The 18,951-nt window shown below is 47.1% G+C and carries 17 protein-coding genes and 1 CRISPR repeat array; of the genes, 11 read left to right on the forward strand and 6 right to left on the reverse strand.

Going from position 1 to position 18,951, the window contains the following annotated elements; all coding sequences use genetic code 11:
- Positions 1-57: 57 nt before the first annotated feature.
- Entirely contained in the window at positions 58-612 is a 555-nt protein-coding gene (locus NIES2104_RS25470; RefSeq protein ID WP_059001094.1) for a TetR/AcrR family transcriptional regulator, read from the forward strand.
- 22 nt (positions 613-634) lie between these two features.
- On the opposite strand, the gene NIES2104_RS25475 is transcribed toward NIES2104_RS25470, so the two are convergent.
- The 3 genes from NIES2104_RS25475 to NIES2104_RS25485 all read right to left on the reverse strand — a co-directional run bounded on the left by NIES2104_RS25475 (position 635) and on the right by NIES2104_RS25485 (position 3,381).
- Positions 635-1,036 (reverse strand): salt stress protein, Slr1339 family, encoded by a 402-nt coding sequence (locus tag NIES2104_RS25475; protein ID WP_059001095.1) that lies wholly within the window; start codon positions 1,034-1,036, stop codon positions 635-637.
- Between the two features lie 15 nt (positions 1,037-1,051).
- Entirely contained in the window at positions 1,052-1,669 is a 618-nt protein-coding gene (locus NIES2104_RS25480; protein ID WP_059001097.1) for a VWA domain-containing protein, read from the reverse strand.
- Positions 1,670-1,782: 113 nt separating this feature from the next.
- Positions 1,783-3,381, reverse strand: a complete 1,599-nt coding sequence (locus NIES2104_RS25485; protein WP_059001100.1) for an NAD(P)H-quinone oxidoreductase subunit 4 — start codon at positions 3,379-3,381, stop codon at positions 1,783-1,785.
- 57 nt (positions 3,382-3,438) lie between these two features.
- Here NIES2104_RS25485 and NIES2104_RS32485 point away from each other — a divergent pair, with 57 nt between their 5' ends.
- Positions 3,439-3,624: a hypothetical protein gene (locus NIES2104_RS32485; RefSeq protein ID WP_192843627.1), complete on the forward strand. Its 186-nt coding sequence runs from the start codon at positions 3,439-3,441 to the stop codon at positions 3,622-3,624.
- A gap of 363 nt (positions 3,625-3,987) precedes the next feature.
- On the opposite strand, the gene NIES2104_RS25490 is transcribed toward NIES2104_RS32485, so the two are convergent.
- Positions 3,988-4,920 (reverse strand): glycosyltransferase family 2 protein, encoded by a 933-nt coding sequence (locus NIES2104_RS25490; RefSeq protein WP_059001102.1) that lies wholly within the window; start codon positions 4,918-4,920, stop codon positions 3,988-3,990.
- A gap of 42 nt (positions 4,921-4,962) precedes the next feature.
- Positions 4,963-5,673 (reverse strand): hypothetical protein, encoded by a 711-nt coding sequence (locus NIES2104_RS25495; protein WP_059001105.1) that lies wholly within the window; start codon positions 5,671-5,673, stop codon positions 4,963-4,965.
- Positions 5,674-5,745: 72 nt separating this feature from the next.
- Here NIES2104_RS25495 and cobU point away from each other — a divergent pair, with 72 nt between their 5' ends.
- Positions 5,746-6,285 (forward strand): bifunctional adenosylcobinamide kinase/adenosylcobinamide-phosphate guanylyltransferase, encoded by a 540-nt coding sequence (cobU, locus tag NIES2104_RS25500; protein WP_059001107.1) that lies wholly within the window; start codon positions 5,746-5,748, stop codon positions 6,283-6,285.
- Between the two features lie 364 nt (positions 6,286-6,649).
- Here cobU and NIES2104_RS25505 read toward each other — a convergent pair whose 3' ends face one another.
- On the reverse strand, positions 6,650-6,931 hold the full coding sequence (locus NIES2104_RS25505; protein WP_202815116.1) for an IS1 family transposase: 282 nt from the start codon (positions 6,929-6,931) through the stop codon (positions 6,650-6,652).
- A 675-nt stretch (positions 6,932-7,606) separates the two neighbouring features.
- Here NIES2104_RS25505 and NIES2104_RS25510 point away from each other — a divergent pair.
- From NIES2104_RS25510 to NIES2104_RS31975, 8 genes are all read left to right on the forward strand, one after another.
- Positions 7,607-8,482 carry a hypothetical protein gene (locus NIES2104_RS25510; protein WP_192843628.1) on the forward strand — a complete coding sequence of 292 codons (876 nt, stop codon included), beginning with the start codon at positions 7,607-7,609 and terminating at the stop codon, positions 8,480-8,482.
- Positions 8,483-9,592: 1,110 nt separating this feature from the next.
- Positions 9,593-11,293, forward strand: a complete 1,701-nt coding sequence (locus NIES2104_RS25525; RefSeq protein WP_059001115.1) for a type III-B CRISPR-associated protein Cas10/Cmr2 — start codon at positions 9,593-9,595, stop codon at positions 11,291-11,293.
- A complete protein-coding gene (locus NIES2104_RS25530; protein WP_059001116.1) occupies positions 11,286-12,347 on the forward strand; it encodes a type III-B CRISPR module-associated Cmr3 family protein in 1,062 nt (353 codons plus the stop codon). The genes NIES2104_RS25525 and NIES2104_RS25530 overlap by 8 nt, the downstream gene beginning before the upstream one ends.
- 31 nt (positions 12,348-12,378) lie before the next feature.
- A complete protein-coding gene (locus tag NIES2104_RS25535; RefSeq protein ID WP_059001118.1) occupies positions 12,379-13,191 on the forward strand; it encodes an RAMP superfamily CRISPR-associated protein in 813 nt (270 codons plus the stop codon).
- A 2-nt stretch (positions 13,192-13,193) separates the two neighbouring features.
- Positions 13,194-13,616 carry a hypothetical protein gene (locus NIES2104_RS25540; protein ID WP_059001120.1) on the forward strand — a complete coding sequence of 141 codons (423 nt, stop codon included), beginning with the start codon at positions 13,194-13,196 and terminating at the stop codon, positions 13,614-13,616.
- Positions 13,600-15,288 carry a hypothetical protein gene (locus tag NIES2104_RS25545; RefSeq protein WP_059001122.1) on the forward strand — a complete coding sequence of 563 codons (1,689 nt, stop codon included), beginning with the start codon at positions 13,600-13,602 and terminating at the stop codon, positions 15,286-15,288. Before NIES2104_RS25540 ends, NIES2104_RS25545 begins: the two co-directional genes overlap by 17 nt.
- Before the next feature lie 192 nt (positions 15,289-15,480).
- Positions 15,481-18,156: a CRISPR direct-repeat array (repeat unit 36 nt; unit sequence CTTGCACCGATCCTTTGCGATCGGATTAGTTGGAAA).
- Positions 18,157-18,229: 73 nt separating this feature from the next.
- On the forward strand, positions 18,230-18,718 hold the full coding sequence (locus tag NIES2104_RS25550) for a type II toxin-antitoxin system VapC family toxin (protein ID WP_059001124.1): 489 nt from the start codon (positions 18,230-18,232) through the stop codon (positions 18,716-18,718).
- Positions 18,702-18,878, forward strand: a complete 177-nt coding sequence (locus tag NIES2104_RS31975; protein WP_156427050.1) for a hypothetical protein — start codon at positions 18,702-18,704, stop codon at positions 18,876-18,878. Before NIES2104_RS25550 ends, NIES2104_RS31975 begins: the two co-directional genes overlap by 17 nt.
- Positions 18,879-18,951 lie beyond the last annotated feature (73 nt).

Consider the following 18,951-nt stretch of genomic DNA (forward strand, 5'->3'; position numbering starts at 1 on the left):
AACTAACTGTACCGAACGTTTGGTATACTGTCAATCAGTCCGTTTAACTTTCCACTCATGCCTAAAGAAACCCACATTCCTTGCTTATTGCGTCTATTTCGGCAATATGGCTATGATGGTGCAACTCTAGCCAAAATCTCTGAGGCAACAGGGTTAGGAAAAGCTAGCCTTTACCACCACTTTCCTAGGGGCAAAGATGAAATGGTTGAAGCAGTGCTAGATGCTCTAGAAGGCTGGATGAATCAAAATATCCTACAAGCGCTAAAAGCTTCAGGTGATCCCCTATCTCGATTCGAGCAAATGTGCGATCGCTTAAGCGAAGTTTATGAAGAAGGAACACAACCTTGCTTATCAGCAATTTTGCTGTTAGGTTCTGCTCGTGATATATTTCACGATCGCGTCAAAGTACTCTACCGGGCTTGGATTGAAGCGATTGCAGAAGTTTTAGTGACGGCGGGTTTAGATCACACAGCAGCGACGCAGCGAGGAGAAGATGCTGTCATTACAATTCAAGGTAGTTTAATTCTGTCCCAGGGGCTGAATGATTCTGTTTCTTTTCAAAGAGCTATCAAACAGTTGCCACAGCAGTTATGCAGGGATTTAAACCTATAGCTCTTTACTGAATTGATCGACTCTAATCTCGATCGACTTCCCGCAATGCCTCAAGATAGTCGATCGCGGCTTCCATCCGACTTCGATAATTACAAGCAAATTCCTCAAACCATCGCCCCTCACTCGAATTCGGGTCAAGCATCTTTAACCATTCCTCAGCCCGAACAACTAAAGCTTGGCGGCGCTGTTGCTTGAGTTGTTCAAGGCGTTCTTGTTTTTGTTGGGCTTCTTGGTTGAGAGAGTCTTGGCGCTCTTGCTTTAATTCATCGAAAAGACGATCGCTAGACGGACTAGGGACAACCTGCGGTGAACCATCGATTTGTTTGAGCAAATCATCGATCGACGATCGCGCCGCGTTTGCAGCAGGGCGAGGTTCAGCAGGAGAATTGTTCAGACTGTTGAGTAATTTATCGATCTCATCCATCGTCCGTCTTGTAGATTAATCAGCGATCGCGTTCATCAACACTTCGGCAAGACTCAAATCTGCCATGTCATCCATTGTAATCGTGTCGCAGATGTCGAACTTCGCGCCCACACCGGAAAGCTGATCATCAAGTGCCGCGAGAAACTGTTTTGCTCCTGGGTCGTTACCGATTTGGAGGAAGGTGATTGCGAGTTCTTCATCGCGTTCCATTTGTTGAGTGGAGCGGATGATTGCATCGATCACGGCTCGTCGATCGTCGGGTGCGCCATCGGTTACGACTAGAATCGTTTCGCCTGATTTGGTTTTTCCAGCGGCTTTCCGTTGGAAATAATTTTGAGTGGCATCCCATAACACCGAGGCGAGATTGGTTGAACCGATCGGATCGTTCTCCATAAAAATCTGTTCGACTTTGCTAGAAGTCACATCATCGTAACGCTTGAACCGACTTGAAAATAGATAAACCGTGATGCCTTCTGGATCAAATTGTTCACACTTACGAGCGAGGGCAAGCGTCGATTCTTGTAGGGCTTCCCAACGGCTTCGACCTCCGGGTTGATCCGCCATAGACATACTTCCGCTTTTATCGAGAATAAGGGTATAGTCCCGATTCTTGAGCGACTCAAAACCTGACATGGGCAACTTCTCCTTTAGAATTCGCCTTCAGTTTTCCCAAAGTATTACTACAGCATGCCAATAGGAAAGCCCGGAAAATTTCCGGGCTTGTTCAAATCCATCAGGGACTATGCCTACTTCAGCATTCCCAGCAATTCAGGTTCAGGAGCGGAAATTTGAGGAGCCGCTAAACCAGGGAAAGCCACCATTTGTTGAGCGATCACTGGAACCGCGTTTCGAGCATTTTGCGCGACTTGAACGGTTTTCACATCGTAAGTTTGGGTAATCAGTTTAGGATAGAGACCGATTGCAACGATCGGGATAATCAAAGCTGCCGTGATGAACAATTCTCTGGGATTTGCATCAAGGAAGACTTCTTTTTCAACCGCTTTACCTTCTTTGCCGTAGAACATTTCACGCAGCATCGAGAGTAAGTAAATCGGGGTGACAATCAAACCAACCGCAGAGAGTAAGACAATGACGGTTTTGAAAACCGAAGTGTAAGCGTCGCTCGTGGTGAAACCGAGGAAGATTGCCAATTCACCGACAAAGCCGCTCATTCCAGGAAGTGCCAGCGATGCCATCGAACAAATCGTGAACAGTGCAAAGGTCGAAGGCATTTTCTTTGCCAAGCCGCCCATGTCATCCATGTTCAGCGTATGAGTACGATCGTAGGTGACACCCGCTAAGAAGAAGAGCGCTGCTGCAATCAAACCGTGAGACACCATTTGCAGAACCGCACCGCTCATTCCGATTTCGGTGAAGGAAGCGATACCGAGCAACACGAAGCCCATGTGCGAAATCGACGAGTAAGCCATCCGACGCTTCAGGTTACGTTGAGCAAAAGAAGCTAATGCACCGTAGATGATGTTGACGATTCCGAGGATTGCGAGAACTGGAGCAAAGTACACATGAGCATGAGGTAGCATTTCCATGTTCATGCGAATCAGCGCGTAACCACCCATTTTTAGCAACACACCTGCCAGAATCATCGAAACCGGAGCGGAAGCTTCACCGTGAGCATCAGGTAACCAGGTGTGCAGCGGGAAAATCGGGAGTTTGACACCGTAAGCAATCAGCAGACCTGCATAAACCAGCAATTCAAAGGACAGTGAGTAGTCTTTCAGTCCTAGCTCCTGCATGTTGAAGGTGAAGTTGTCACCGTAGAATGCCATCGCCAACGCCCCAACCAAGATGAAGATCGAAGCGAGTGCAGTGTAAAGAATGAACTTTGTTGCGGCATAGAGGCGTTTTGGTCCGCCCCAGATTGCGACCAAGATATAGACCGGAACCAGTTCGACTTCCCACAGTAGGAAGAACTGAATCATGTCTTGGGCGCAGAAGACTCCGATTTGAGCTGCGTACATGACGAGCATCAAGAAGAAGAATAGACGCGGTTTGTTCGTGACTTTCCAGCCTGCCAGCATTGAGAGGGTTGTCACCAGAGCGGCGAGAACCACCAGCGGCATCGAAATTCCATCGACTGCAAGCGACCAGTTAATACCCAGTTGCGGAATCCAAGAATAGCTTTCGGTCAACTGAAAATCTGGGTTCTGGAAGTCGTAGTGTTTCCAAAACGTATAAATCGAGAGAACGAGATCCGCCAAACCGACTCCTAATCCGTACCAGCGTACCGTTTTCCCTTGTTTATCAGGGATGAGCGGGATTAGAAGGGACGCTGCAAAGGGCAGCAGAATTAGCGTCGTTAACCAAGGAAAAGAAGTACTCACCATGACATCAGTGACCAAGTTGTAGAGAGCAAAGGGGGTATCGGTCGGTGTAAAGCACCAGTGACTCAATCCGCTAAGAAGCCCAATCAAATCAAAAAGAAGACGGTCAAACGGTGGGCGGCGGGAGTCGTGGCGGCGGAAAGTGTCTCTAAAGCGAGGCGGCGGTCACAATTCCCACAAGGTACTTGGCGGATCAAGCGTTCGAGCGGAGGACAATCCGATGAGGATTTGTACCTACTGAGATAATCTTACTCCAGTTTTGTTAAGTAAAGTGAACTTAAACGACGGAATGTAGGGTTTTTGGCATTGGACTATCAGAAGGTGAAACATAGAAATCCCTTATCCACAGGACTTTCTAGTGATGACACTGCGAAGATTCTCTATGAACCACCGCGTTTACGGATTAAAGCATCCGCAGCCATCAGAACTTTACAATGGTTTACATTATAGTAAGCCGCTGTGAATCGTGACAAAAATTTAACAATTGGCTCTACCGCTTGATGGATGAAGGTTTCAGCGGTTTTATTTGGAGGCGTGCGACTTTACGATCGACATTTCCTAACATTTGACTGAGATAAAAAGTGAGCGATTTCGGACTGATTCGCGGAATTACGATCGCTTCAGCGAAACCATTCCCTGTAACGCTTTGATCAAATAACCAATTTGTCCATAGCTGTAAACGAGATTTTCAAACCGTTGAGCGGGATCAGCGGCAAGCTTGATCGATTTATACAGTCCTCGGATTAAGCGTTCTCCGCCGCGTCGAAATTGTCCGAATCCGGCTTCTCCGGCGATTTGTTCTCGATAGCATTCACTAATTCCTTGCCACCAACCACGATCGAGAAACCACTGGCGTTTTACCCGTTCCGGTGCGACATGATGCGCGACGTGGGCAGTGGGCAGATAGGCGACTTCCCAATCTGTTTGAAGCGCCAGATTGGTCATATGAAGTTCTTCGTTTGAAAGCAAATTCTTGCCGACTCGACCGAGATTGGGATCGAATCCGCCGATCTGATCGAGGAAGGATTTACGAATCGAGTAATTTAAGCCGCGTGGGGTCAATCCGGGACGATCGATTTTCACAACCGTATCTCCCAAATCATAAGCACCTAGATTTCCAGCGAGTCCATCAGAGAGCCATTCGGGGGCTGTGATTCCGTCTGTCCAAATGAGAGTGACTTTACCGCCTGCGATCGCAAGCCTCGGATTTCCTCGATAGGCGTTGTAAATTGTTTTGAGCCAGTGAGGAGACGCGATCGCATCATCATCTAAGTACGCCAAGATTTCACCGTAAGCAAGTTTTGCTCCTGTATTTCGTGCCACCGATAAACCGAGTTCTGACTCGTAAATGTAGCGGAGTCGTTCATCTTTGAGGCGGGATTCAACGACTGAGCGAGTTTGATCGGTTGAGGCGTTGTCTACGATGATGATTTCAAAATCGGCGAAGTCTTGGGCGAGGAGACTATCGATCGCTAAACCGAGATAGCGATCGCGATTGTGGGTGCAGATAATAGCGGAGACAAGCGGTTTCGGCGTGACCATAACAGAACTTGAGTAAAATCAAGCTCAGAGTACCCGAACGCTTTAGTCTTTCATCTTGCTATGTAGGCTCACGAGCGATTCAGCCAATCCAGTAAGGCGATTTTCGAGATGCTGTTTGCGATCGAGCAGTTGGCGAAGTTTGTGATATCTAGCGATCGCGAGACTCAGACTGGGAATCTGATCCGCAGGACAGGGATAAGACCAGCGTTGACCGTCAGCGTTAATTCCACAGAGACGGTATCCGGCTTTCGGTGCGCCTTTCGTTCCGGGAATTGGACTCGCGCAAATCTCCTCAATGTAAGACATTAATTGATCAACTTCTGCATGACGCAAGGTGGAAAGATCACCGAGGGGCTGACCTGCATCGGATTCGAGCCAACCATCGACAATCGGACCTTCAAGATAAAGATCCTGAATTTGGCGCAGGGTTTGATTCAATTCGGCTTGCCAGTTGTCCGCGATCGTTTTCATTTCTAGCAGCAAGCTGGAAGCGAGTGCTGGATTTGTTGCGTTGCGGTGACTGGTGAAACTTGGAGTTTTGAGCTTGGGTAAATTGAGCGGCTTCGGCTCGTTGTCGATTGTGGGAGGAGTGACAATTTCTGGCTCGATCGCTTTGGGGGGCTTCGTGTGCAGATCAAATGAAACCGAACGCTGAGAAACTTCAGGTTCAGGAGTTGGGGCAGTGGATAGGGTCGGAACTTTCTTATTGAGTTGAAGGAGCGTTTCTTCAATCCGACGCAGATCTTTCTTCATTGCTGCTTGAATTCCCTTGAATCGAGGTAAACGTTATTGTAGCGGTGAATTCAATTTCGGGATAGGTGCAGGATGGCAACGCTCATTTTAGTGACAGGAGCCGCTCGATCGGGAAAAAGCGAATGGGCGGAACAATTGGCGGCAGAATCGGAAAAATCCGTCATTTATATTGCTACTGCTCAAGAGAATCCAGATGATCCAGAGTGGCAAGCTCGAATTGAAAAACATCGATCGCGTCGTCCTGACACTTGGAAAACTCGATCGATTCCCGTCGATCTAAAAGAAACGATCCTCGATTCAACTGATCTCGATTGTTTGCTGGTCGATTCGCTCGGAACTTGGTTAGCAAATCTACTCGAACAATCAGACACGGAATGGCAAAAGACATTAGAAGAACTTTTAGAAAGCTTTGATCAAACAGAAAGCTTGATTGTTTTTGTTGCAGAAGAAACGGGTTGGGGAGTTGTTCCGGCATATCCGATCGGGCGATTGTTTCGCGATCGATTGGGCAATCTGACGCGACGGATTGGTGCGATCGCAAATACGGTTTATCTCGTAACCGGGGGACATGCGATCGATTTGACTCAGCTTGGAACTCGACTGAAGCCATAATCAACCTACAAATTTGGTTCAGCAAAATGATCCGCTTCTAGCAATCACATCATCTACAGATCGCTTCTGGTGGATCAGTGATGATTCTCTTAATCTCTGGCTCAGATCTGTTATGCACAGTCATAGAGGGATCAGATAAAACCTCAGTGAAATTAATAATTTATAAATTCTAGTTCTAATTTAAATGTTGACGATCGACTCTCTTTGACCGCTTTGCTCCTCTGCGTCAGTGAATCTTATGAAATCTCTCGACCCTCAAGATCAGACCTCAATTGATACTCTTGAAACCCAAAATCCAAAACCGAAGACTTGGTACGGTTTACTATGCGCTGGATGGTAATGTTCTAGATGTGTGTATATGCGGTCATACTACTCGTCCGAAGTCGTGGCGATTGATGAACAGTCCAATCACTGTGTCGTGCATCTTCTCAGTCTTAGAAAAACAGATCGTCTTTCGGGCGAGTCGCTTAATCCGAGTGCTTAAGGTCAAATGCTTCGGCTCAATCCGCTGTGGGTTGGCTTTTCCAACCGTGTGTTGCTGCTGATCTAACAATCGTAAGTAGGCTTTCCAACTATCCGTGTAGAATCGCCCAATCGAAAAGGGAGCTAACAGTAGAGGAAAGTTGTTTGAGTGCAGTATCCTCATGAGTGGCGAGGACGTAGGCAAGCACCTTTCCAGTTCGCTGGTGGCAATCGGGACAATGCATCGGTTCTAGCACCATCTTTATCGACTGTCTTTAGCTCGTCGCTTTTATTCCCTCATGTGTCCACACATCTAGAACATTACCGAAAATTCTCGATTTTTGGCAAACGATTGGGTACGCCATACCAGTTTCATACCAATATCTGAATTTCTCCTACTGGAAGTGACGTTCTATGATGTTCTTATTGAGAATTGGGTGTCCCTGAGATTCCTAAAGTGAAAGGGCTGAAAGCCAATGCCTTCAGCCCTTTCATTCAATCGGAGCGGCGGGATTTGAACCCACGACCCCTACTACCCCAAAGTAGTAAATTATGTTTTGCATCGCTTGAGTACAGCTTGTTTCTAGTTTTTTATTAGACACAGCACCAATTCTGCACCAATTTAATACTCTGATTGCTAGAAATAGTTTCACAGTCAGCACCGCTAAAATTCGTTAGAAAACTTATCCGACTCGAGACGAGTTGGTCGATTGGACTAATGGGGCAGGATATAGTCATAAATCTGCTACTGTAATTGTCTTTTTTTGCAAATATTCTGGTGGCTTTTCAGGTGGAAATCAGAGAATTGAGATCGCTTCTCCATGCAATCACGCTTCAAAGTGTGTGCCGATCTGTATGATTGTGGTCAACGATTCGCACTGCATTTATGGACTGGCTAACTTCTTTCGAGCTTTCTCAACTGGGCGATTGGATGATGGCTCAAACACCGACTCCTTCGCCGACACCTCGATCGAGCGATCTTGAATTGCTCAGAAGCCAAATCGAATTTCTGAAAACTTCAAACGCTCAACTCAGCGATAGTTTTACCAAGTTTCTGGAATCGATGAAGTTCGCGCTGACTTTTCTGAGCATTCTAGGGGGCGTGGCGGTTGCGATCGTTGGGTTTCTGGTGGGGCAGAATGCGTTGGAGGCGAAAAAGAATATTCGAGAAGCGAGAGAGAATTTCCGAGAAGAAACCCGAATTACGACTCAGAGAATTCAGCAGCAATTTGAGTACCAGTTGGCGGCGCAAGTGAGAGATATGGTCGAACGGGAGGTGAATAGTGTTCGGCGAGTTCTCGATCGAGAACGTATTATCGGTTCTGCGATCGTGGATTACTATTTGCCGTCCAACGATTCTGAACCGATCGAGGAAAAACTGCTTCGAGAACGAGGCTTTCAGGAAGTTCGATTCTGGAATCGAGGCACTTTGAAAACATTACCAAACTCGCAATTCGCAGATGTTGTCGTTCTGGATTTGATTAATTCTCAAGTATTTCCTCCACAAGTCACGCAGCAGGAAAAAGAAGCGATCGTTGAGAGCTACATCAAGCAATTGAAGCCATTGTTATCACCCTATTCAGCTTTAGTGTTTTATGTGAAAGGCGGGCGCATTGACATAATCGACCATTCAGGACTGAAATACTATATTCCGGCAAATGCCACCGTTGCGCTGATTGGTGCGGTTTCAGATTCTGCTTATGTCGCTTATGGTCAGAAACAACTGAGAAACTGAAATCGGCAATAAGTTGGAGAACTGAATGCGATCGCAAAAGAATTCGTTGAGGTTGTAAGTCGATCACAATTCTCTAGAGGAAAGCGCGATCGAGCGTTGGAATTGCTGCGATCGCGCTTCATCGAAACCAAGGAATCTATGGTGAGATTAAATATGCCGAGGTCTGGTTTCCAACTAATCCGATCACACTTGACCGGAAACAGTCGCTCCATGACTGCTGAGGAGAAGCAACAAGGCAAAGAATTGTTTCCAACTAATCCGATCGCACCCGACCAGAAACACAAACCTTCTGGGGGGAGTTTGTGACAGTTTCAACCAGATACGTGTTTCCAACTAATCCGATCACACCCGATGAGCGGAAGCTTGAGAATTTCGCTGTAGGAGCGCAATCTTCAAGCAATCCGCTCTGAACTTGAGCGGAAACTTCTTTGACAACAGCGCCCGCACAGATAGGCATCAAATGCTTGTCATAAATGCGTTATTTCCAACTAATCCGATGAATATCGGCAACGCATCTATCTTATCTATATATTTGCAGATTTTTTCACGTTGAGTCAGACGCAATCACATTTTAACCTGATGACTGTAATTTTTTTGTCCAGCTATAGTTTTTATTGCTACTATACGAAAGTGATTTCTATACGGAGAAGTAAACCCATGACTTAGCTAGTTTTCTCAAACAGAATGTGCAGCAAACCATTGTCATAAATCAGTAAGAACTCAAATCATGAAACCATCGTTTCTGTTAGACTCACTTACCCATTTTTGCCTCTCGTTTCCTGGTTTAACTCTCGCCTCCATCCTTCGTCTCAAGAACCTTTTAAGTGATTGGATGGCAACAGTCTTTCAAATTCAGCCTAATCGTGAACGTCGATACCGCAGGCTAGTTGCAGGCGGTAAATTCTGTTTTTTGGGCATTTCCTTGGCAGGATGTTTTGAATGGTCTTCAGGAGAGCACTTGGAGCGATCGAAGCGCATCCGTCGTAGAAGATTACAACACCGACAACGCTTCTAATTGAAGTAGTACTGGCTGCGAATACGACTTTTACGGATCAGTATTCGTAGCCTTTGTAAACAATACTCAGTGAATCTAAAGCCATCTCATACTCTATGAGTTCTTCACCTCTTTCTACAAGCTACACTGCAATCACCTTTGCCCCAATCCAAGGCTTCATCGAGAACTCCCGCAAACTCCGCGACCTCTACGGCAGTTCCTACCTGTTATCCTTTCTCTCCTGGTCAATCTGCCACGCCGCCGAAACCCAAAACTTCCGCATCATCTCCCCCGCACTCACCAACATCGCCCAAGGACTCCCCAACGTCATCTTAATTGAAGGGAAATTCGAGGCAGAAACGGCTCAAGCTGCATTCAATCAAGCTTGGAGATGTGTTGTCGAAACTTGCCGTCAGTGGATTGAAACCAAACTCGTCACTGCTCCCGATGGCAAGCTTTGGCACTATCACTGGGAACGCGACTGGAGCCTGTGGGCGAACTATGCTTGGGAATTCTTCTGTGTGCATGGATACGAGGGAGAAACCATTACCCAAGTCAAAGCGAAACTCACTCAACTGAAGCGATCGAGACAATGGACGGGGATCAATTGGACAGGAGAAAGCTCGACGCTATCGGGCAGTGATGCGATCGCATATCCTGAGCTTGGACGCATTGCTGATCCTCGCCGCTACAACTATCACGAGCAGAAGATCAAAGTCGAGCAATTCTATCAACAACTCAGTCAAAAGCTCGGAGAAGCCTTTATCGATCCGAGAGAAGAACTCAGCATCCCGGAACTGATCAAGCGCATGATTACGCATGGAGATGTGGCGCAAAAAGTTAGCGATCGCTTGCGGCAATTACTCGGTGAATCACAGCCTGAACAACCCGATGAATTGGATAAACTGATTCAAAATATCAAAGAGCAGCTTAGACCCGAATCATTCAAAGAACTGAATCGACTCAAGCGAAAACGCAATCCGAATCAACCGGAATACTGGACAGGCTGGTTTCAAGGTGATGGCGATGGAGCGGGCAATTATCTCAAGACATTAGAGACTGACCAAATCACAGAGTTTAGTCGAGAGATGCGACAGTGGGGATGTGATTTACCGAAAGCCTCACTGCCCGGTGATAGTCGGATTGTCTATGCTGGCGGCGATGATTTTTTAGGCGTGCTATTTGCAGAGAACTATCAGATACAAGCTCACGACTGTTTAGCATTTTTCACCAAGTTCAAACCGAAGGTCTGGGATGTTCCCAAGAAGAAACCGATCAGTGTAAGTGTTGGATTTGTGTGGGCAGGGGCAAAAGTGCCTCAGCGAGAAGTGCTGCAACACTGTCGAGAAGCTGAGAAAGTCGCAAAACAGCAAGGACGCGATCGCATTAATTTTCGCATTCTGTTCAACAGTGGCACTTATCTGGAGTGGGCGTGTCCTTGGTGGGTGTTAGAGCGAGGATTGTTTGATCAATATTGCGATCGTAATAAGAAAGAAGGCGAACAAAAATGGGTTCATTTCTACAACGATGTTGCCGTTCTGGAATCGAGACACGCTTTTGGAACTGGAACAGTAATCAACATCGAAGTGACTCATGCACTATTCAAAGCATACTTTGGTGAAGATGACGACTTACTTGATGAGAAATATTGGTGGAATCAGTACGACGAACACAATCATCAAACCTTTGCAGGGATTCTAGGCAATCAAGCGAACTGTTCGCCGGATGAAATTAACCTTGCCCTTAAAAATTGGCTCGTCAACTTAGCGAAAGTTGGATTTCATTTGCAGAGTGAATGGGGGCAAGGCGATGTTTAAGTATTTGATTCAGCTTGAGCCGTTGGGATTGCTTTACGGCAGTGCTGGTCGCTTTCTGTCACCAGATAACTTGGTGGGTCGATCGGGAACTCGATTTCCTCCGAGTGCTGCGGTTGTTTCAGGACTGTTTGCTGCGTCTTATGGCAATGCTGCAATCCAAGACTTGCAACTTGCTGGTGCATTCTGGGCACAAAGCAGTGCCCCCCAAAACTTCTATGTTCCATTACCGCTTAATTTTACATCTCACACTCCGTCGCACCAGAAAACACTTCAAGCGGGACACATTACAGCAAAACTCACTTGGAATGACGAATGGCAGAGTCATGGAGAAGAGCAGAGTAAGAGCCATTCAGGAGGATGGATTGCGATCGACTATTGGCAAATATTAACGCGATCAATGACTGCTATCTCCCAAGCGAATCCTGTTGTCTACGCTGATCCTTGGAAATTTCTACCTCACCTGCATCCACGCCTACAAGAAACGGAACGGCGAGTCGTTAATCCAGAAGAAAACGGTGGCAGTTTATTTCTGGAAAACTCAGTGCAGCTTCACCCTGAAGTGTGTCTCGTGTATCTCTCGAATCTTCCGCTTGAGTCTGGATGGTATCGCTTTGGCGGTGAAGGGCACATGGTTGATATCACTTGCCACGAGTTGAGCGAATCGACTCAAACACTCTTGCGGCGACCAGTTGGAAACTGTTTTGCGCTGATCACGCCTGCTATCTGGGGATCGAATCGATTATCGTATCGCGCCCCGATGATTGGTCAGGAGAAGCAATGGGCAGTCACCACGATGTTGACCGAGCGACCGACACCGTTTCGGTATCGATTAGGCGATCGACTCGATGAACAAGGAAACAAAGTGCGTTCTGCCCATCAGCCAAAACGACTTTCGCGAGGACGGTACGCGGTTCCTGCTGGAACAGTCTATGTGCTGCAAGAACCCTTGGAAGTCCCTTGGCAAGATTGGTCGATCGATTGGTTTCCGAAAGAAGGTCCATCGCTCAAACGTTGGGGATGTGGTCTTGCATTACCGTTGGAGCCGTTCAACTAAACCGAAAAATTTGAGACAAAGGAAACGCTAAATGTACACCAAACGTTATGGCATTATCGAAGCACTCGCGCCGCTGCATGTGGGAGCCAGTGCCGGAGAAGAAACGGGAAATCTGAACTTGATCTTCCGTGACCAATTCACTCAGACGGGCATCATTCCAGGGAGTTCGATTCGCGGTCGCTTTCGGGCAGACATGCGCCAGGAGAAACCCGGAGAGGAGCATCATTGGTATGGCAAAGCGATCAAAGAAGGCGACTCCGAAACGACAGAAGCTTTCGTGAAATTTGAATATGCGTCGATCGTTTGGTTACCTGTGTTCTGTCCAGGACAGCCTGTAGTCTGGGTGACTTGCCCCTGGCTGCTCAAGCGATATCAGAAGATTGCTTATGATCAAGCTATCGCGAAAGCATCATTACCGCTTCCCTACTCTGCACCGAAAGGATTGGGGCGACAGATCGGCAATAATATGACCCGGACTCTCTTTTTCAATCTAGGTTTTATTGAGCTAGAACACGAAGTTGACCTTTCGCCTTGGGTGCATCCAGGCGTGAACTTAAACGCGAACAATTTGGTCGTTGTTGATGATAACGACATCGCAATGATTCATGATATGTCCCTGTTTCGTCAGAGTCGAGTCAAACTATCAGACACCGAGAAAAAAGTTGACGGCGGTGGATTTTTCAACGTCGAAGCGTTACCAGAAGGAACGGTCATGGTGTTTCCGATCGCAACTCGCGCTCAAGGATGGCAGCCCTTTCACTCAGACACTTCAGAGCTATATTTTGGTGGGTTGGAGTCGATCGGGTTTGGTCGTTGCCATGTCACATTGTCGGAGGAGAACTAATCATGGGTTGGAAATCTTATGATCTCGATCGCATTGCTCAAAAATTAGTCCTGAATGCCAGAGCAAGAGATTCACAATCACTCAATCAGTCCCATAAGATGCGAATGGCAGTCGCTTACGGGCTGGAACGGTTCTGGGGTGAACATTTACGCCTCAGTGGAAAAGAACAACAGAAATCAGACTACTGGAAAGAAACGTGGGATGAACTCGTTGCCATCATGAAACGAGCAGGCGTAACGATTCCCAATGATCCAGTCAATGTCAATGATGTGAAACAAGTCCAAGCGATGTCAGAGAAGCTATGGGCATTGAGATTAGAAGATCAACGAATCGCGATCGCGGTTCTGACACAACTCTGTGATTGTGTCGTCTGGTGGACACAACGCTACAAAGTCGGGAGATTAGTCGATGACAGTGATTCCTGAGCCACACAAGAAAGTCCCGATGCTGTTTCGGGCACAAGTGAATGGACGCTGCCAACTTCAGCGCATCTTGAAAGATGAAGAACCGGATGCAGTGCAATGGACAGATGAATGGGTCGATAAAGTCTACCCTGAGCTACCGGAACTAGGGGAGACTGTTCGATCGAGAACTTACAAAATTACTTGGCGATTGATCACCAATTGCGGCATGGATGATAGTGTGATTCGTCCGGTGATTGGGGCGCGGGGCTGGGTGTACTATCCGGGGAGCAGCATGAAAGGACTGTTTCGCCGCGCTTGCACTCCCGAACAAGCCGCAAAGTACTGTGGCAATCTTGAAAAACCTGGAATTCTACGGTTTCAAGGTGGCTATCCGATCGACACCAGTTGGACAGAAAACCTGGTCGATATTGTCCATCCCCAACAAGGCTGGCAAGTCGAAGACCAAGCGAAAAAATCGGCTGCATTTGCTCAGATATCCCTCTACAAACCAACTCTGCAATTTAGTATTTCTAGCAGCGCTAAAGATGTGAATTGGGAGGAGGTTTGGCAGATTTGGGAAAGCGCGATCGCAACTGGATTAGGCAGTCGCGTCTGTGCTGGCTACGGTCACGTTGAAACCAGCCGCGAAACTTCTGTCGCTCAAGGCTTGAAAGTTCTCTACCGCACTCGCCTCAAAGGACAGGGACAAGCTCCAAAACTGCTCAATGGTAGCGGCGAATTTCGTCCGAACATTTTTCGGGCAGCGTTGCGGGGTCATGCACTGAGAATCTTTGGTGGACTGACCGACGATCGTACTGCAAAACGCTTAGTCGAAGAGTTGTTTGGCGGAGTCAGCGGTCATGGTGTTGTGGGACTGGTTGGCTTGCGCTTTCAGGAATCTCGATTGGCTTTACCGAAGTTCCAAGCTGGATCGGCTTATGAGCAAATCGCTTATGAGGTCGAAGGAGAACTGAGTTTACTGTTAGCCCGATCGCTAAAAGATCCCACGCATGAGGAAACGCTGAAGAAACTACTGGCGCAATTGGTTCAGTTTGCGATCGTACTCGGCGGATTTGGGAAGTCTTGGCGACGAGCGGATCATCGCTTGTTTTTTGAGGAGTACTACGAGAACGATCGCTATAAGCCGCTGATTGGGTGTCATTGGCAATGGTTGGGGGAAATGGCGTTGCGGCGGGATGTGCAAGTGCGATCGCTCGATCAGCTAGGGGGATTTATTGAGAAGGTGCGAGACACGGCTGCGGCTTGGATGCGGTTTCAGCAGGTGAGTCCGAATCCGGCACGGGCGGCGGATTGGCGGGAGGCTTGGCATCCGGAGCGGGTGCAGGTTTGGGGGCGATTGGCGGCAAGTGGGGAGGAGAGTGAGGCGATTCGCTGGTTTCATGGAGCGTATCAGGAGCGAATTGCTCGTGTGCAGGCGGAAGGATCGATTTATCGATCGAGTGGGTTGACTGGGAAGGTGGGACAGATTGGGCGATTGTGGCATCGGATGTATCCACGGGTGAAGCTGGTGAAGAAGAAGCAAGATCCGGAGGGGAAGCCGGAACCGAGGGTAACGGGTGAGTTTTTGGAGTGGTTGACGATTTTTCCGGATGAGTCGCAGGAGTGTGAGCAGTTTTTGCGGTTTTTGCAGGGTGAACCGTTTGGATTTCGACGACTTTGGGGAGACGAGTGATATTTTTGGCAAAGGTCGGCGATCGGCTGAAACCCTTATTCTTTCGTGGAGGTTCGCGATTCAGTAACGGTGAGAGTTTCAGCGATTTTGCATTAAATTGTTTTCAATAAGAAGAGGTTTATTGATTTTCAAAGAGAGGTTTGCCAAAATCGGGTGTAGAATCCAGATAGAGACTGGCTTCTAGAAGCTGGGCTTGCACCGATCCTTTGCGATCGGATTAGTTGGAAACACATAAGAGCGTTGAAAACTCGTTCGATCGTTTGCTTGCACCGATCCTTTGCGATCGGATTAGTTGGAAACCAACCAATGAAAGTTACAGATTCACTGTTTCTAACTTGCACCGATCCTTTGCGATCGGATTAGTTGGAAATCAAACGATCAAAGCAGGTATCGAACCCACCTATCTTGCACCGATCCTTTGCGATCGGATTAGTTGGAAATCCCCATGCCCGAAACCGAAACATCTGCCGATTCGTATTCTTGCACCGATCCTTTGCGATCGGATTAGTTGGAAATAAAAACGTAAACAATGATTGTTGTTTCAAAACAATACCTTGCACCGATCCTTTGCGATCGGATTAGTTGGAAATTTTAGCCGTGGTTTAGGAAGCATCATATTAGTAGCTTGCACCGATCCTTTGCGATCGGATTAGTTGGAAATTTCTCGCTCCTCACAAGCGAGTAGCTCATACTTAACTTGCACCGATCCTTTGCGATCGGATTAGTTGGAAATCGTGCGGATTCTTTCTAGGAGACATAGCCGCATTTTTCTTGCACCGATCCTTTGCGATCGGATTAGTTGGAAATGTAATAACGTACGAAACCTTTCCAATCATTCGGAAAACTTGCACCGATCCTTTGCGATCGGATTAGTTGGAAATTCCGCCGAATCGCTTCTTGTTCTTCAGCCGTGCGTTTCTTGCACCGATCCTTTGCGATCGGATTAGTTGGAAATCCGCTAGATTCGCGATTTTCTTTGTTAAGGGCATCACTTGCACCGATCCTTTGCGATCGGATTAGTTGGAAATGTTCGCACTCATCACAACGGAATTCATAATTCTGGCTTGCACCGATCCTTTGCGATCGGATTAGTTGGAAATTTTTCCATATTTTCAGTAATGCGATCGTCTAACGTCCTTGCACCGATCCTTTGCGATCGGATTAGTTGGAAATGAACGCTTTACGACTGATTAAAGTAGAGCACTTCTCTTGCACCGATCCTTTGCGATCGGATTAGTTGGAAATGCAGTTGCAATGCTTGGGAGATTTCGTACAAGAGGCTTGCACCGATCCTTTGCGATCGGATTAGTTGGAAATGCTTTGGCGACAATCTTTCCGTGCATGAGCGATTCCTTGCACCGATCCTTTGCGATCGGATTAGTTGGAAATCGCCTTGTAAATCGGGTTGTGATTTTGGGTCACACAACTTGCACCGATCCTTTGCGATCGGATTAGTTGGAAATGATGAATCGGATCTTCACCCCGACGCATCAACAGCTTGCACCGATCCTTTGCGATCGGATTAGTTGGAAATTACGATCGCGCCTGCTGCTGTAACTGGTAAAAAGCTTGCACCGATCCTTTGCGATCGGATTAGTTGGAAATTGTTTCATTCCAATCGATCGATCGATTAGGCGGAATCGCTTGCACCGATCCTTTGCGATCGGATTAGTTGGAAATTCCTTGCAGCTAAAGCACGGTCTTCCAGGTCTTGAGCACTTGCACCGATCCTTTGCGATCGGATTAGTTGGAAATGCCTGCAATGTTTTTGAACAGAATGAAATTCCGCCTACTTGCACCGATCCTTTGCGATCGGATTAGTTGGAAACGATCTACACTTTTAATGATTGGACTCCTTCCTAATCCTTGCACCGATCCTTTGCGATCGGATTAGTTGGAAACGTGTAGGTGTAGGAAATAGTGGAATTGTCGGTAGAACTTGCACCGATCCTTTGCGATCGGATTAGTTGGAAACCCACCAATAATGGGGCTTAACTCTGGAGATACATCAAACCTTGCACCGATCCTTTGCGATCGGATTAGTTGGAAACTGAACCGCTCAAGAAACTCGACAACGACACGGGGGCTTGCACCGATCCTTTGCGGTCGGATTAGTTGGAAACTCATTTTTGCAGTATGCCAACGCATGACAATTCAGACTTGCACCGATCCTTTGCGATCGGATTAGTTGGAAACTGTCTCGTAGTTCGGGTAGTGCTGTCACCAACGGGCATGACTTGCACCGATCCTTTGCGATCGGATTAGTTGGAAACTCCGCATTAGGGTAGCGCCCTCTAATTTGTTCAAGTGATTGTTCTTGCACCGATCCTTTGCGATCGGATTAGTTGGAAACTGACTGATAATTAAGATCGAGGTTTCGACTTGTTTGCTTGCACCGATCCTTTGCGATCGGATTAGTTGGAAACCGTTGGATATTCGTCAAATGATTTCCTTGGCGTTGACTTGCACCGATCCTTTGCGATCGGATTAGTTGGAAACTACCATCGGTCTTTGGTTTGCAGTCGGATCAGTTTTACTTGCACCGATCCTTTGCGATCGGATTAGTTGGAAACAAGTGAATTTTGTTGAAATAGTTTGGGTCTGTGTCTTTCTTGCACTGATCCTCTGCGATCGGATTAGTTGGAAACGAGTATCGCAGACAGGTCGATCGACTTGGGAATGTTCCTTGCACCGATTGATTGCGATCGGATTAGTTGGAAACCAGTAGATGAAACTTGGAGTATGAGTCTCACGCATCTCGCACCGATCAATTGCGATCGGATTAGTTGGAAACTGCCCATCGTTTGTCGTTTGTCGATTGAATACAGCAAACTTGCGCCGATTCTTTGCGCTCGGATTAGTTGTTTAATTGCAATAATCAATTTGCTGCGATCGCGTTTTCACGAATGCGATCGCATTTATTTTCAAGCCGCTTGATCAAATGAAGCCGAAAGTCTACATCGAAACGTCAATTCCCAGCTTCTACTATGAGGTCAGAATTCAGCCTGATATGATGGCGCGGCGCGATTGGACGCGGGACTGGTGGAACACCGTCAGTGATAATTATTTCCTCGTCACCAGTCTTGCAGTATTGGATGAACTCAACCGCGGCGACTTTCCGGGAAAAACTGAAGCGATCGATCTTCTCAGCAATTTAACCATTGTTCCAATTGAAACCGCGATCGTGGAAATCGTTGAAACATATATTCGGCAACAACTGATGCCCAACGATCCGGTTGGCGATGCCCTACATCTTGCTCTGGCTTCCTATCACAAGTGCGACTTTCTATTAACTTGGAATTGTCGCCATTTGGCAAACGCAAATAAATTTGGGCACATCAGACGAGTCAACGCTATGCTTGGCTTATATGTTCCAACACTGATCACGCCATTAGAGCTAATCGGAGCGCAAAATGACGAAGAAGGATGAAGCGATTACCCAAATCCGCAAAGTTCGCCACATGATTTCTGAAGAACACGGGCATGAGCCGCAAAAGCTAGTTGATTACTACATCGAGCTACAAAAGAGTTATCCTGATTTCAAATCCTTCAAGGATCAATCTACAGAGACAGTTCAAAGCTCAGTATGAGTTAGACGATCGCGGTCAGATTCAGTTGATTGATTGCGATCTAATTAGTTGGAAACTGTAAGTCCTCTTCTTT

It is taken from the genome of Leptolyngbya sp. NIES-2104 (assembly GCF_001485215.1).
Classification (GTDB): Bacteria; Cyanobacteriota; Cyanobacteriia; order Leptolyngbyales; family Leptolyngbyaceae; genus Leptolyngbya.